The organism is Lacinutrix sp. Bg11-31 (assembly GCF_002831665.1).
Taxonomy (GTDB): domain Bacteria; phylum Bacteroidota; class Bacteroidia; order Flavobacteriales; family Flavobacteriaceae; genus Lacinutrix.
In genome coordinates, this window is sequence record NZ_CP025118.1 from 2,042,740 (window position 1) to 2,059,265 (window position 16,526).

Genomic DNA, 16,526 nt, shown 5'->3' on the forward strand with positions numbered 1-16,526 from the left:
TATGGAAGAAAAACTCACCAGACTTAACAAATACCTCAGCGAAGCTGGTTATTGTTCTCGTCGCGAAGCAGATAGACTTATAGACGCTGGACGTGTAACTATTAATGGATCTGTTCCAGAATTAGGTACAAAAGTTACCCAAAGCGATGTTGTTGAAGTCGATGGTAAATCGATTACAGAACGTAAAGCAGATTTTGTATATCTAGCATTTAACAAACCTGTAGGTATTGTTTGTACGACTGATACTCGCGTTGAGAAAGACAATATTATAGATTATATAAAATATCCAAAACGCGTCTTCCCTATTGGTAGATTAGATAAACCTAGTGAAGGTTTAATTTTCCTTACAGACGATGGAGATATTGTAAACAAGATCCTTCGCGCGAGTAATAATCACGATAAAGAATATCTTGTATCTGTAGATAAACCAATTTCGCAAACCTTTATTAAACGCATGGCTAGCGGAATATATCTTGAAGATTTAGATAAAACCACTAAAAAATGTACCGTTAGAAAAATAGATTCTCATACCTTTAGTATTATTCTAACACAAGGTTTAAACAGGCAAATTCGACGTATGTGCGAATATTTAACCTACGAAGTAACGTCGTTAAAACGTACTCGAATAATGAATATTAAGCTTGATGTACCTGTAGGTGAATATCGTGAGTTTACAACAGATGAATTAAAAACTTTGAATATGCTTTTAGAAGATTCAGACAAGCATTATAATGAATCTAAACAGACCTCTAAAACTACAGAAATTAAAGAAACAAATAAAATTCATTCTATTAACAGAAGAAAAGAGTAATTGTTTTATACTTATTAATCATGTCTCAATTGTCACCATTTCACATTGCTATTCCAGTTCATAATTTAGAAACATGTCGCATTTTCTATCGCGACATTCTAAACTGTGAAGAAGGCAGAAGCAGTGACCATTGGGTCGATTTTAATTTTTTTGGACACCAATTGGTTATTCACTTTAAAGAAAAATCTTTAGAAGCCGAAACAATAAACGAAGTTGATGGTAAACATGTTCCTGTTCCACATTACGGTGTTGTTTTACCTTGGGATAATTTTCACGCTTTCGCAGAAGAACTAAAACTAAAAAACATTAAATTTATTATAGAACCTTATGTTCGTTTTGAAGGATTAGTTGGAGAACAAGCGACAATGTTTTTTAAAGATCCTGCTGGAAACGCTTTAGAGTTTAAAGCTTTTAAAGATAGGAGTCAGCTATTTGCTAAATAGGATTTTTCTTTAGCTTTTTAGCAATAAAAAACGGCAAGTAAATAATAAAAAAATAAGGGATTAAAAAAACTTCAACAACTACTAAATACATTGGCCAATCTCCTAACACATCTAATACAGAAGCCGATTCTGGTTTTTTATTTAAGTATGAATAATTTGAACCTAACAGGTAATTTATTCCTAAAACAGTAAGCATATAAACCTGTAATACTAAAAAGGATTTAAACATACTTTTCCAAGTAGGTAGTAAATTAAAAACAAAAGTTGCATAAAAAATGATGACTAGTAAACCTAAGTGCGCAATCCAATATCTAAAATAATCAAAACTTGGAAAGCCGATAGGAATATCTGGCGTAAGTACAGCTTGACTTGTTCCTGCAATAATCCAAAACAGTAAAATTTCATAAAGCCAATATTTTCTGCTTTCTGTAAAAATAAAAATAAAAAGTGCCATAAAACTACATAGAAACAATGGTAAATCTGCAACTATACTATAACCTCCTTTTGAAATAAGATTGATATGAAATGCTAAAACTGTAAGTGAAACAAAAGCACCTAAGCCTTTAAAAACCTTTTCTTGTTGCTTTTTATTGAGCTTGCTTTTAGAAAATTTAATTAAAATAATAGCAAAAATAACAGCAAATGCAATTGGCATAATATGCTGAATACTTCCTATTTCTATTGAGACAATTAGTATTGATTTTAAAAATATCACGCTACAATATACAAATTACATTGCTCTGTGACGTTCTCTTGCTAATAATGTGTTTTTAAGTAACATTGCAATTGTCATAGGCCCTACTCCACCAGGAACAGGCGTAATAAAACTTGCTTTTTTACTAACGTTTTCGAAATCTACATCTCCAGTAATAACGTAACCTTTAGGGTGAGATTCGTCTGGAACTCTTGTAATTCCAACATCAATAATTACAACATCGTCTTTTACCATTTCTGCTTTTAAGAAATTAGGAACTCCTAATGCCGAAATAATAATATCTGCTTGTGATGTAATTTGAGTAATATTTTTAGTGTGACTATGTGTAAGTGTAACTGTTGAGTTTCCTGGAAATCCTTTTCTTCCCATTAATATACTCATTGGTCTTCCAACAATATGAGAACGACCAATAACCACAGTATGCTTTCCTTTTGTAGATACTTCGTAACGGTCTAAAAGTTCTAAAATACCAAATGGTGTTGCAGGAATAAATGTTGACATATCTAACGCCATTTTTCCAAAATTCATAGGATGAAAACCATCGACATCTTTATCTGGATTGACAGCCATTAACACTTTTTGTGTATCTATTTGTGCTGGTAATGGTAACTGAATAATGAAACCGTCTATATCTTCATTATTATTTAATTCTTCAATTTTATCTAATAACTCAACCTCACTTGTTGTGTTAGACAAACGAACCATTGTAGATTCGAAACCAACACGCTCACAAGCACGAACTTTACTTCCAACGTAAGTTAAACTAGCTCCATCATTCCCAACGATAACAGCAGCTAAGTGTGGCACTTTCTCACCATTAGCTTTCATTTTATCAACTTCAGCTTTGATTTCGTTTTTAATATCGTTTGATACTTTTTTACCGTCGAGTATAGTCATTATTGAATTCCTTTAATTGGTTGTTTTTATCTAGTATAACTTAGACTTAATATTATAAATTTAAAACAAGAATTACTTCATGTTTTTCATTGCATTCATCATTGCTTTTCCTTTTCCGCCTTGCATCATCTTCATCATTTTGCTCATTTGGTCGAACTGCTTTAAAAGCTGATTTACTTGTGTTACCGAAGTTCCCGATCCTTTTCCAATTCGTTTTTTACGACTTGCATTTATTACCGAAGGATTTGTTCTTTCTTGAACTGTCATAGAATGAATAATAGCTTCAATGTGTTTAAAAGCATCATCATCGATATCTACATCTTTCATCATTTTTCCTGCTCCAGGAATCATGCCTACAAGATCCTTCATATTACCCATTTTCTTAATTTGCTGAATCTGTTTTAAGAAATCATCAAACCCGAACTGGTTTTTAGCAATTTTTTTCTGTATTTTTCTTGCTTCCTCTTCGTCAAATTGCTCTTGAGCTCTTTCAACTAAAGATACAACATCTCCCATTCCAAGAATACGATCTGCCATACGCGAAGGATAGAAAATATCTATCGCTTCCATTTTCTCACCTGTACCAATAAATTTAATTGGCTTGTTTACTACAGATTTAATAGAAATTGCTGCTCCACCTCTTGTATCACCATCTAATTTTGTTAGAATTACACCATCAAAATTTAAGACATCGTTAAAGGCTTTAGCTGTATTTACAGCATCTTGACCTGTCATAGAATCCACAACAAATAGTGTTTCTTGAGGTTGGATGGCTTTGTGAATGTTCGATATTTCGGTCATCATGGCTTCATCTACAGCTAAACGACCTGCTGTATCAATAATCACCACATTATGTCCGTTTTGCTTTGCATATGCAATACCTGCTAATGCAATGGCAACTGGATCATTATTTCCTTTATCGCTATAAACGTCTACTTTTATTTGATCTCCTACTACATGTAATTGATCTACTGCTGCTGGTCTGTAAACATCACAAGCAACTAATAAAGGTTTTTTAGTTTTTTTAGTTTTTAAAAAGTTTGCTAATTTACCAGAAAAGGTTGTTTTACCAGAACCTTGTAAACCAGACATTAAAATTACGGTTGGAGTTCCAGATAGGTTTATGCCTGCAGCATCTCCTCCCATAAGCTCGGTTAATTCGTCTTTAACGATTTTAACCATTAATTGTCCTGGTTGTAACGCCGTTAATACGTTAGACCCTAATGCTTTTTCTTTTACGCGATTGGTAAAATCTTTAGCTATTTTAAAGTTAACATCGGCATCTAAAAGTGCACGACGAACTTCTTTTAAAGTCTCGGCAACATTAACTTCTGTAATGCTTCCGTGACCTTTTAGTACGTGTAGCGCTTTATCTAACTTTTCACTTAAATTATTAAACATAATTCTTTCTGTTTTTAAGAAGCACAAAAATAGGAATTTGAAGCCTATTTACGAAGTTTCGGGTGCAAATAATTCCATAAAAAAAGGTTGCTAAATTTAGCAACCTTTTAGTTTTGATTATTAATCGACTTAACAAAAACTATATTTTAATTATAAACAGTCATAACAATCTCCATCCAAAGTATATAATGTGTTTACTTCATTTGGATTTAATGTTCTTTTATAAACTCTTAAATCGTCTAAATGACCAACAAAACCTTCACCTATAATATATGTATTTGCAGCTTGAGTACCAATACTTATAGTTGAATTCCCAATATCGTTTCTTAAAATTCCATCTCTATAAAGTTTAACCGCATTATTAGCATCAACAGTTATTACAAGATGATGCCAGTCTGTATTTTCCCATACAACATCAACTTCTCCATTCCAGTCATTATCCCAAAGATTAAAACCTAAATTATCTGAAAGCAATGGCGTGTTTAAGTCGTAAACTCCTAACTGAAATCCTTGAGTTGCGTTTCCTGGTGACCTAAAGAATATTTCTAAATCTCCTGCTACTGTATTTTGCATTTTAAACCAAACACTAATAGAAAAACTATCGCCTTGAATAAGTTGGTTATCTGTATTTACAGGAATTTCGAATGTATCGTTTCCTGTAAATGCCATAGCACACAAAGAGTTTCCGCTTCTATCTTCTACAAATGTATTTGTAATGTTTTGTGCATTAAAACCGCTTATTAAATCGTGAGCTTCTTCTGCAAAAGGCATATAAATTATTAAATCGTTTAACAAAACACCTGGATTATTGCAACAATCCTTATCTAAAATCAATTCAATATCCGTATTGATTGGATCATGAAATATCATTTGATTTGGCGTACATTCTACTAGAATAAAATTGCCTTCTAAAACTTGAATGTTTCCTCCAGAAATACTTGAAAAATCTAAATAAATATCTCCATCTAAAGAAATAGTCCAATCTGAAGTGTAAGACTCGTTATCGGAAGTAATTGTTGTATTTCCATTATCCATAAAATCGATATTAAAAATATTAAACCCAGTATCGTTATTATAACTAGTAATAGTCCATTCGCATTCTAGGAGATTGGCCTCAACTTGGTTTATATCGCAGTTATCATCATCCCAATCATAGTCATCGTCTTCCTCGCAACCATCTTTAGCATCAATTATTACTGCTTCTAACTCTTGATTATCATTAACAACTACAATATTGCCATCACTTAAAACCATGGTTACTGGAAAGTTTAAACTTGCTAAAACACCGCTTTCTAAGTTTTCAATAAAACTATAAAGTGCTTCATCAAAATCTATAATTACTGTTTCTGTTAGTTGAATGTTTGTATTGTAAATTGAAAACACAATTGGATATTGAAAATCTATACATTCTATATCGTTATCTGATTCATTTTCACTAGAACACTCATTTTTAAAAACCTCTAATTCATCATTATTAATGATTATAACTTCTGTATAATCGTTTAGAGTAACTGTAATAGGAAATAATATTTCTACACTATCTTCATCTGTATTTATCTCATCGAAAATAGCTTCTACAACTTGGTAATCTTCAATGCTATCAATAATAACAGTAACACCGTTTATTTCTACAGTTACAGGTAAATTAATGAGTAAGCAATTAGCATTATCTATAATATTATCTATCGAACCATCTAAAGACACAGTGTTTTGTATTAGTTCTGCCAAACTAGAGTTTTCAATAATCATCTCTTGATTATTTGGTAATGCAACTTCTGTTAATTCTTCTTGACATGCAAATACCAATAAGGCTATAACACATAAAGTAATTCTATTTTTACTCAATATTTTAAACAAATTAAAGTTCATAATCTTTGTTTTTAATAGGCTGATATAATATAAAAACAATATACTTTTAAAAATCCCTAACTCTGTATTCCTTTTTTTTTACATTTAGAAAGTTTTTATAAACACCTATGGCAAAAAATTTACATGATAATATTTGTGATGAAATCATCTTTAATGCTTTGTTTAAAAAGCACGCAAAAGATTTAAGTAATTTCTTGTACTATAAATTTGGTGACCACTTAAACCCAAAAGACAAAACCCAAGATGCCTTTATAAAGCTCTGGGAGAACTGTAAAAAAGTAACACCAGAAAAAGCAAAAAGCTATCTTTTTACTATTGCAAACAACTTAATGTTAAATGAAGTAAAGCATCATAAAATTGTTTTAAAACACCATCAAACAAAACCAAAACATTACACTAATGAGTCTCCAGAATTTGTAATGGAGGAACAAGAATATAATAAAAAATTACAAACAGCACTTTCTAATTTAACGAATGCGCAACGTGTTGCTTTTATGATGAATCGTGTTGAAGGCAAAAGACATAAAGAAATAGCAGAGATACTTGGCATTAGTACTAAAGCTGTAGAAAAACGTATTTATGGAGCGTTAAAAAAATTGCGTCAAGACATAAAGGAGTTATAGTGAATTTAAACAATGGTAGGAGTTTTTAATATATAGTTGTTATATACTTGAATAAGAATTATGAAACGAGAAGATTTAATAAAAAAATGGTTAGACAACAACCTGAATTCTCAGGAGCTTGAAGCTTTTAAACAGCTTGAAGACTTCGATGAGTTAACTAGGTTGGATTCTGCTTTGCAGCAATTTAAGTCTCTAGATTTTGAATCTGAAAGTGAATTAGAAAAATTAAATCTTGTCTTAAAAAACAAAACTAAGAAACAAAACAATTGGTTAAAGCCGTTTTTACGTGTAGCTGCAATTTTAGCTATTTGCTTTAGTTCTTATTATTACACTACAACTTTAGACACCAATATAACAACTGAATTTGCTGAAAAAGAAAATGTAATTTTACCTGATAATTCTCAAGTAAAATTGAATGCAAAATCTACTTTAGCTTTTAATAAGAGTAGTTGGAGTGATAGTAGAGATCTAGACTTAAATGGAGAAGCTTACTTTAAAGTTGCCAAAGGCTCTAAGTTTACTGTACACACATCGTCTGGAAATATTTCTGTTTTAGGCACAGAGTTTAACGTTAAAAACAGAGTTAATCTTTTTGAAGTTATTTGCTACGAAGGCTCTGTAAAAGTAGAATACAATGAAACAAGCCGTATTTTAAAACCTGGAGAACGTTTTTTAATTTTAGAGAACACCTTAGTTGAAACACCAACTATAAAAAATACTAGTCCGTTTTGGATTAACAATGAGTCTGCTTTTAAAAGCATGCCTTACACTCAAGTAATAGCAGAGTTTGAAAGACAATACAATGTTACTTTTAGCGTTAATAATATAGATACAAACCAGTTGTTTACAGGTCGTTTTGCGCATAATAATTTGGACATTGCATTGCAAGTCATTACTATTCCACTTAACTTAGCCTATACTAAAAACAACAATAAGATATCGCTAAAGCGTGAGTAAAAAAATTAAGTTCACTCTCTTAATTATCCTATTCTTTTTTAGTTTTATTAGCGTGAATTCACAAACTTTTAAAACTGAAAAGATACCACTTACCACAGTTTTAAAAGCTTTAGAAAAACGTTTTGATATTAGATTTACTTACGCAGACAAAACTATAGAAGGTGTTGAAATCACTGAACCTTCAACATTATTATCCTATAACGATGCGATAACCTACCTAAGAACAAACACTAATTTAAACTTCAAAATTATAAACAGTCGCTTTGTTGCCATTGCTCCCAGTCGAAAAGTAACTAGGCCAATTGAAGCGCTCCAAGAAGTACAGCTAAACACCTATTTAACAACAGGTATTTCAAAAAATAAAACTGGCGAAATTGTTTTAAACCCAAACGATTATGGCATCCTTCCTGGTTTAATAGAACCTGATGTTTTACAAACTGTTCAAGCATTACCAGGCGTTTTAAGTGTTGATGAATCTGTTTCTAATCTTAATGTTAGAGGTGGAACACACGACCAGAATTTAATACTTTGGGATGGTATAAAGATGTATCAATCTGGTCATTTTTTCGGGTTAATATCTGCCTTCGATCCTAACCTAGTTTCTAATGTTGTTATTTCTAAAAACGGCACAAGCGCATTATATGGCGATGGTGTTTCGAGCACAATAGATATGCGTTTAGATAACGATTTAAACGAAGAGAGCTCTGCAGGTTTAGGCTTAAATTTAATTGAAGCAAATGCGTTTACTAAACTAAAGCTACAGAATAATATGGAGTTGCAATTATCTGCAAGACGGTCTATTACAGATGTTGCAAACACACCAACGTATCAACAGTATTTCGATCGTATATTTCAGGATTCAGATATTGATAATCCTTCAGTAGATAACCAAAATTCAACTTCAAACGAGACATTCTATTTTTACGATATAAGCGCAAAATTATTGCACGACCTTTCAGTTAAAGATAAATTAAGATTTAGTTTTACTACTATTTTTAATGCGTTAGACTACTTAGAAAGTAATACTAGCAATAATATAACAACTGCTTTAAATAGTGGTATTACACAACGAAATCTTGCCACAGGATTAAACTATAATAGGCAGTGGAGTGATTTTTTAAGTAGCGAAGTACAACTAAACGTTTCAGACTATAAACTAAATGCCACAAATTTTGATGCAGAAAACAACCAACGCTTACAACAAAACAATGCTGTTTTAGATCATGGCATCACTTTACAACTTAAATTAGACTTTAATGAACGTTTGCGTTGGATAAATGGCTACCAATATTCACAAGTAGGTATTACCAATCTTGAAGAAATAAACAACCCTGAATTTAGGAGTGAAATAAAACATGAGGTTAGTACACATTCCACTTTTAGTGAGTTTACTTTTTCGTCTTACAACAATAGAACACATTTAAAAATTGGAACTAGAAGCAATTATTACAAACCTTTTAACGTATTATTATTAGAACCGCGTTTAAGTGTCAATCATAAATTTTTAAAACATTTTAAGGCTGAACTTTTAGGCGAATTTAAAAGTCAAGTCACTTCTCAAGTTATTGATAGACAAAACGATTTTTTAGGTATCGAAAAACGCCGTTGGGTTTTAGCAAACAACACCACGTTACCAATTATTGAAAGCAAACAAGCTTCTATTGGTTTGCATTACAACAAAAATAAACTCTTAGTAAGCGCAGAAGCTTTTATTAAACATGTAGATGGTATAACTACAAGAAGTCAAGGATTTCAAAACCAATATCAAAACATACATGCCATTGGAAACTACAAAACTAAAGGTATAGACTTTTTAATAAATAAGCAATTTAACGCTTTTAGCACGTGGCTAAGTTACTCTGTAAGCGACAACACTTATTCGTTTCCTACACTAAATAATGCACAAGCATTCGCTAACAATACTGCTATTTCTCAAGCACTCACTTTTGCAGGCACCTACACTCTTAATAATTTAAAACTGGCACTAGGTTTTAATTGGCAATCTGGAAAACCAACTACAACTCCTAACAAACAACAACCAATATTCGATAATACTATAAATTACAACCCAGCAAATAACACCAATTTAGACGATTATTTTAGAACCGATTTTTCTGGAACTTATAATTTTAATTTAGCTAAAAACACAAAAGCCGAATTAGGTTTTTCGATTTGGAATCTTTTAAATCGAGAAAACACACTTAACAGTTATTACATTTTAAACGAAGATAATTCTATCTCTAAAATTGATAGTAAGTCGCTTGGTTTTACTCCTAATTTGAGTTTTAGAGTTCGTTTTAAATAACATACATTTGTTTACTGTTTATACATTTATTTTCATGCAAAAGCCCACAATAATGAGACAAATATTACAAACTTTAGTAATCTTACTTACTTTAAGTATTTCATCTTTAAACGCTCAAACCTATAACGCATACTATAACACTGTTGTTTCCAATGTTTCTTCTTCAAATATATTAACAGACTTAACTGCATTCGAAAACTTTGGAGTTAAGGATGTTGGCTCTACTGCACTTGGTAATGCGCAAAACTGGATTAAAACAAGGTATCAAAACTTAGGTTACACAAACATAGTAGAGCAACCTTTTAGTTATGGAGGGAATACAACAAATAATATTATTATTACAAAAACAGGATCTGTATATCCAAATACTTACCTAATTATAGATGCACATTACGACACTATAAATGGAACAGGTACAAATGATAACGGAAGTGGTACTGTGCTAATTATGGAACTAGCCAGATTATTAAAAAATGTGAACACAGAATACTCAATAAAATTCATTCATTTTAGTGGAGAAGAAGATGGTTTAATAGGAAGTAATTATTACGTAAACAATACAGTAATACCAGATAACTTAGATATTTCTCTAGTATTTAATATCGATGAAGTTGGAGGTGTTAATGGTTTAATAAACAACACTATTGTTTGCGAAAACGACCAAGACAACACACCTAGTTCTAATAATGCCGCTTCTGCTGCTTCAACAACTATTATGGCTAATTGTTTTGGTTTTTATTCAAACTTAAATACCGAAATTTCTTATGCGTATTCTTCAGATTATGTTCCTTTTGAAAACAATGGAGAGATAATCACTGGTCTTTACGAAAAAAATGAAACACCACATGCACATACAAGTTCAGATACTTTAGCTAATATGGATGTAAACTATCTTTTTGAAGTTACTAAAGGTGCATTAGGTACTGCTTTAGAGTTTGCTGTTGCTCTTAATACTTTAGATGTTACAACTTTTAATTCTAAAAGTGATATTAGTTTTTATCCAAATCCTTCTACAGGTAAATTTAATATAAAACTAAAAGATTCTATAACTGAAAATTTAGAGATAGTAGTACTAGATGTATTAGGAAAGATCGTTTATAAAGCAAAAATAAACAGCCAGACAGAAACTATCGATTTAAGCTTTTTAAATAGCGGTATTTATTTAGCTACTTTAAAAAATGACAAGACTAGAGTTACAAAAAAAATAGTAATTCAATAAAAGCTAGAAGCTGTTTTATAAAAAAACTACTCATTTTCTACAATGAAGTAAGTCTTATTATCCCGTTTAAGCATTTCGTGGTCTACTAAGAATGCAATATTTATAGCCTTTAATTGTCTAAGACTTAAAATAGCAACAAATGACTTACAATAAAATTATAGAATGTCTTTATGATTTAAGAGATGCTGATAAGGTAATCTTCAAAGAGAAAAAATTTGGAATAATTTCTAACAATTCTTTAGGTATTTATCATAAGGATTTAAAAATAATAGCCAAAGACATTGGGCAAAACAACGAACTTGCTTTACAACTTTTTGATAGCGGAATTTACGAAGCACGACTTTTGTGTAGCAAAATGTTTAAACCTAAAGATGTTACAGAACCTTTAATGGAAAAATGGGTTAAGACATTCGAGAACTGGGAAATCTGTGACAGTTTTTGTATGGGGCTTTTCTCTAAAAGTGAATTTGCCATTGCTAAAATATTAGAGTGGTCTGAGAGAGAATCCCAATTTGAAAAAAGAGCTAGCTTTGCAATCTTAGCATCATATTGTATGGCAGATAAAACCTCAGAAAACGAGTTGTTTGAACAGTTTTTTCTAATAATAAAGCGCGAAGCAAATGACGAGAGACAGTATGTGAAAAAAGCCATTAATTGGGCTTTACGAAATATTGGCAAACGTAATATTGACTTAAATAGAAAAGCAATAGATGTGGCTCGAGAGATACTAAAATTTGAAAGTAAATCTGCAAAATGGATTGCAAAAAATGCATTAGCAGAATTACAAAAAGAAAACATAAGAATGTCTGATTACCCAAGGGATCACTATCGAAAACCAATTATCAATAGTGTTTATAAAATGTAAGATATATCACTATAAAAACTATTAGAAGCTAACTTCCTTCTCTAAAATTTTAACTCCTAATAAAACAGTATTATAAACACAATATAGAAGCTTATGGAATACTTCTACTGTAAGATTATGCGTATTTAAATGGGTGAATTTTCTTTCAAGAATTATGATACCTTAATAAAACTCGTTAGTATACACTCAAAATATTAGCTTTAGAGCTAAATTTAATCTTTCTTTATGTACGCATAGTAAAAGTCTTTTTAAAATTTTTATATTTAACATAACTTTATATATTTACGGCTAACAGACGTTAGTTAATTGATTATAAATTTTATTTTGTATTTAAAACCTTCTAATTGATTTTTACATAAGTTGTTTATTCTCTCTCTCTCTCTCAAGTTTATTTTCTATATTAACATTTTACCGTATTTACATCAAAAATAAAAAGGAGCGTTTTTGTAAGCTCTTTATCACTATTTACTACCGTATTAATTAATACATCTCTCTCAATAATTAGTTAACAAATTTAATTTTGTTAAGGAAATCACAATTAATTTTAGGGTAAAATTAATTTCGATTGTCTTAATAACGTTAAGGGCATATTTGTCCATTTGCCAAAAACTCAAGTTTTAGCTTAACCAAGATTTAATCCTAATAGTTAGGGTTTTAAACTTTTAACTAATTAACAATTGTAATTATGAAACAAATTTTACTTCTTGCATGCTGTGTCCTTTTTTCTGGATTTTTATCAGCTCAGCAAAAACAACAAAACCTTGAAAACAGTCTAAAAACAGACACAAAAATTGAGTCGTACTTAATGAACCAAGAACGACAAACACCTTCAAGTATTAAAATTAAACCCAATTACAGTTTAACTATTGAAAACTTACCAGGTTTTCTAAAAAACACACTTCAAATTAACAATGATGCTTTTCAATTTAAAATTACAGATGTATCAAAATCTAAAATTGGATCTGAAATCATTACATTTTCTGCTACATATAATGATGTAAACATAGCACATGCTAGATACAAAGCTTTTGTAAAAGAAGGCGAAGTTAAGTTTGTAACATTAGAGCATTATAATATAGAGCAGAGCATGAATGCTCCTGTTACCTTATCTAAAGAGCATGCTAGAAATAAAGCAACGCAACACGTAGGCGCAGATAAATATGTATGGGATGTTATTACAGAACAAATGGCAAAAACATTCGATGCAAACGCATTAAGTAGTCTTGAAGCTAGTTATGTAGAACATTTTCCTGTAGGTGAATTAGTATATGTTAACGATTACTCATCATATAAAGCTAAATTAAAATTAGCATATAAATTTAATATTTATGCTTCAGAACCTGTTTATAGAGCAAACGTTTTTGTAGATGCGCAATCAGGAAAAATATTATTAGCTGATGCCGTTATTAAGCATGCTAACGAAATTAATGAGAAAAGAGATGAAGCTAAAAAAGTAGTTTCTTACGCTCCTTATTTTGTACAAGCAAGTGGTGACACAAGATTTGCTGGAAATAGAACTTTTGAAACTACGTTATCAACATTTACAAGCGATGCTCCTTTAGGAGGAAGTGTAACAGCATATTCTTTAGATGGAACAATAAATTTATCATCTTATGGTGTTGTTGATGATCCAGCAACTCCAGCAGACGAATCTTTAGTATTAAACGAAACAAGATCTTATGATGGTGTTGGTGGCGCTCCAGTTAATGTTAATGGTATTCCCTCTTATTCAATTTATGATGGTTACTCAAGATCAGCAGAAGCACAAACGGTTGCAGAAATTTCAGACAATAATTGGTCATCTGCAGAGCATTTAAGAAATGATTTTAGTCTAAGTTATCCAACTCATAATGAAAAAAAGAATGATGATGTTGCATTAGATGCACATTGGGGAGCAGAAATTGTGGTAAGATATTGGGCAGAAAAGCACGGTAGAAGTAGTCATGATAATAAAGGAACTAAAATTCTTAATTATGTGCATTTTGGTGATGCTTATGATAATGCTTTTTGGAACGGAACAGCTATGACTTATGGAGATGGAAGTTACCAAGGTGGAGGAAACCCAAATGGTTCTTTTTTACCATTAACATCTTTAGATGTTTGTGGACATGAAATTGGACATGGAGTGTGTTCTGCAACTGCAGATCTTGTTTACGCAAGAGAATCTGGAGCTATGAACGAAGGTTTCTCTGATATCTGGGCAGCAGCCGTAGAAAATTATGTTATTCAAATTGGTGGTACTGTACCTCCATACGATCCTTGGGGAATTGGAGAACAGATTGATGAAAGAGACGGAGGTTTAGCACCTGGATCTGCAGATTCAAGAGCGTTACGTTGGATGGATGATCCAAACGCTGCTGGTAATCCTTCTTGTTATGGTGGATCAGACTGGGCAGAACCAGAATGCGGTGAACCAACACTAGCAAACGATCAATGTGGTGTACACAACAATAGTGGTGTACTTAACAAATGGTTTTATTTATTAGTTACAGGTTCTGGACAAACATTATCTCCAGGAAAAGACAAAGCTGTTGTAGACCCATCTACACAAGATGGAGTTGATAATCCAGGAGGAGAGGCCTATTCTGTAACAGGTCTTGGTTATGCAATTGCAGAACAAATTACATTTCAAGCAGAATTGCTATTAACTCCAAACGCTAAGTTTGAAGAAATGAGAAAAGCAACATTACTAATTGCAGAAATGAATTATACTTCTGCAGAAGTAGAACAAGTAACAAATGCTTGGCACGCTGTATGTGTTGGAGAAAAGTATGTAACTCCAGATGCAAATGTTTTATTATACGAAGCATCTAGTGCTAGTTTAGTAAACGAAGCAACTACAACAAATGGATGTAATGAGGTTAAAACCATTACTGTATCTATAACTGCTGCTACTGTAACAACAGCGCAAACTGCTAATTTTACATTTAGTGACTCTACCGCTTCTTTAGGTGAAGATTTTGATATTTCTCCTTCTAGTTTAACATTCCCAGTTTCAGCAACTTCTAATACACAACAAGTTACAGTTACTATTTATAATGATGCAATAATTGAAGGAACCGAAAAAATTCAAATGGACTTCCCTAATGATACAGGTATAAGAAAACATACAATCACAATTATGGACGATGATTATGTACCAATTGTAGGATCTGGAACTGTAGAACTTCTAAACGAAACGTTTGATGTGTCAACTACACCAACTGGATGGTTTGTAAATTCTGAATTTGATGCCAATACATGGTTATTTAATGGTACTGGACCAACTTCAACAGGAAGAGCTTATGTGGTTCCAAATCTATCTAATACACCAGAACCAACTTATGATGGTACAGTTTTTAGTAGTATACATTTAATAAGTAAACCTGTAGATGCTCGTGGTATCTCTAATGTAACTGTTAAGTTTGATTATGAAGCTGGTGGTGAAAATGACCAAACTGCATTATTTGATTGGGGAGAATTTATGTACTCGTTTGATGGAGCAACTTATGAATCTGTTGAAAAGTTTGCTACAGATGGATCACCAGGAGGACTTGGGCCAAACAAAGTTGGAACATTTAATATGGTAATGCCTGCTTTAGATAATAAAGCGTTTACTTTAATTTGGAGATGGTATAATGACTCTATAGCAGCAGGACCTTATAGTTTCTCTATTGATAATATTTTAGTAACTGGTCAAGCTGCAGCTGTAGAAGGCGATTTAGCTAATTCAGATAGTGAAACTGTAAAAACAGGTAATCAAATCTATTTTATTAGTGATCAAGACGGTGGAGTCTTAGGTATTATAGAAAATGCTTCTGTAGATTTAGGTTGTGTAACACTTAATGTAGAAGAAGTTGGAATTACTGCTTCGTATAGCAATATAACTGGAAAGCACTCTGGTAAAGTATTTAAAATTGAAGCAGATGGTGCAAATGCTAGTACAGCAACTTACGATGTAACTTTATATTTTACAGATGCTGAACTAACAGGCTTTACAGATCCTGGTGCTTTAAAAATAATTAAAGTAAGTGGAGCTATTGATGATGCATCAGATGGATCTGGAAATTATATAATTGCAGGTTCTCTTTTAGAAACAAATGCGGCTCAACAATACAGAACATACAAAGCTAACTTTACTGGATTTAGCACATTTGCTTTACATGAGCCAAACACGTTATCTAATACAGAGTTTGAAACTTCAGAATTTCAAATTTACCCAACTTTGATATCTAACAACGAAAACATTACCGTAAAGAGTGTTGCTAACCTTATTGAAACAACTTCAATATATTCAATTACAGGCGCATTAATTCACACAGAGAAAGTTAACACAAATAATGCAAGTGTTTCTACAGTTAATTTAGCTGCTGGAATGTACTTTTTAGTGATTAACAAAAACAATACATTCAAGTTTATTATTAAGTAGTTTAAGTAAACTT

Annotated in this window: 12 protein-coding genes; 8 read left to right on the top strand and 4 right to left on the bottom strand. The window is 31.6% G+C overall.

Translation table 11 applies throughout. From position 1 onward, the window contains the following. Window position 1 precedes the first annotated feature (1 nt). Window positions 2-811, top strand: a complete 810-nt coding sequence (gene rluF, locus CW733_RS09180) for a 23S rRNA pseudouridine(2604) synthase RluF (protein ID WP_100996914.1) — start codon at window positions 2-4, stop codon at window positions 809-811. 20 nt (window positions 812-831) lie between these two features. Then, entirely contained in the window at window positions 832-1,254 is a 423-nt protein-coding gene (locus CW733_RS09185; protein WP_100996915.1) for a VOC family protein, read from the top strand. Here CW733_RS09185 and CW733_RS09190 read toward each other — a convergent pair. From CW733_RS09190 to CW733_RS09205, 4 genes are all read right to left on the bottom strand, one after another. Further along, window positions 1,247-1,969: a TIGR02206 family membrane protein gene (locus tag CW733_RS09190; RefSeq protein WP_100996916.1), complete on the bottom strand. Its 723-nt coding sequence runs from the start codon at window positions 1,967-1,969 to the stop codon at window positions 1,247-1,249. The two genes, CW733_RS09185 and CW733_RS09190, sit on opposite strands and share 8 nt — an antisense overlap. 15 nt (window positions 1,970-1,984) lie before the next feature. After that, the gene (locus CW733_RS09195) at window positions 1,985-2,866 is read right to left on the bottom strand and encodes a bifunctional 5,10-methylenetetrahydrofolate dehydrogenase/5,10-methenyltetrahydrofolate cyclohydrolase (protein WP_100996917.1); all 882 of its coding nucleotides are present in this window, start codon (window positions 2,864-2,866) and stop codon (window positions 1,985-1,987) included. Window positions 2,867-2,938: 72 nt separating this feature from the next. Further along, complete coding sequence (gene ffh, locus CW733_RS09200) at window positions 2,939-4,267, bottom strand: signal recognition particle protein (RefSeq protein ID WP_100996918.1); 1,329 nt, start codon at window positions 4,265-4,267, stop codon at window positions 2,939-2,941. A gap of 150 nt (window positions 4,268-4,417) precedes the next feature. Then, window positions 4,418-6,112 (bottom strand): LamG domain-containing protein, encoded by a 1,695-nt coding sequence (locus CW733_RS09205; RefSeq protein WP_157811564.1) that lies wholly within the window; start codon window positions 6,110-6,112, stop codon window positions 4,418-4,420. Between the two features lie 131 nt (window positions 6,113-6,243). Between CW733_RS09205 and CW733_RS09210 the strand changes: the two genes are divergently transcribed. The 6 genes from CW733_RS09210 to CW733_RS09235 all read left to right on the top strand — a co-directional run bounded on the left by CW733_RS09210 (window position 6,244) and on the right by CW733_RS09235 (window position 16,513). After that, a complete protein-coding gene (locus CW733_RS09210) occupies window positions 6,244-6,759 on the top strand; it encodes an RNA polymerase sigma factor (protein WP_100996920.1) in 516 nt (171 codons plus the stop codon). 60 nt (window positions 6,760-6,819) lie between these two features. Next, on the top strand, window positions 6,820-7,716 hold the full coding sequence (locus CW733_RS09215; protein WP_100996921.1) for a FecR family protein: 897 nt from the start codon (window positions 6,820-6,822) through the stop codon (window positions 7,714-7,716). A 52-nt stretch (window positions 7,717-7,768) separates the two neighbouring features. Continuing rightward, the gene (locus CW733_RS09220) at window positions 7,769-10,021 is read left to right on the top strand and encodes a TonB-dependent siderophore receptor (RefSeq protein WP_232730340.1); all 2,253 of its coding nucleotides are present in this window, start codon (window positions 7,769-7,771) and stop codon (window positions 10,019-10,021) included. 52 nt (window positions 10,022-10,073) lie between these two features. After that, window positions 10,074-11,240, top strand: a complete 1,167-nt coding sequence (locus CW733_RS09225) for a M28 family peptidase (RefSeq protein ID WP_198520069.1) — start codon at window positions 10,074-10,076, stop codon at window positions 11,238-11,240. A gap of 139 nt (window positions 11,241-11,379) precedes the next feature. After that, window positions 11,380-12,105, top strand: a complete 726-nt coding sequence (locus CW733_RS09230; protein WP_100996924.1) for a DNA alkylation repair protein — start codon at window positions 11,380-11,382, stop codon at window positions 12,103-12,105. A gap of 685 nt (window positions 12,106-12,790) precedes the next feature. Then, window positions 12,791-16,513 (top strand): M4 family metallopeptidase, encoded by a 3,723-nt coding sequence (locus CW733_RS09235; RefSeq protein WP_100996925.1) that lies wholly within the window; start codon window positions 12,791-12,793, stop codon window positions 16,511-16,513. The last annotated feature ends 13 nt before the right edge of the window (window positions 16,514-16,526 follow it).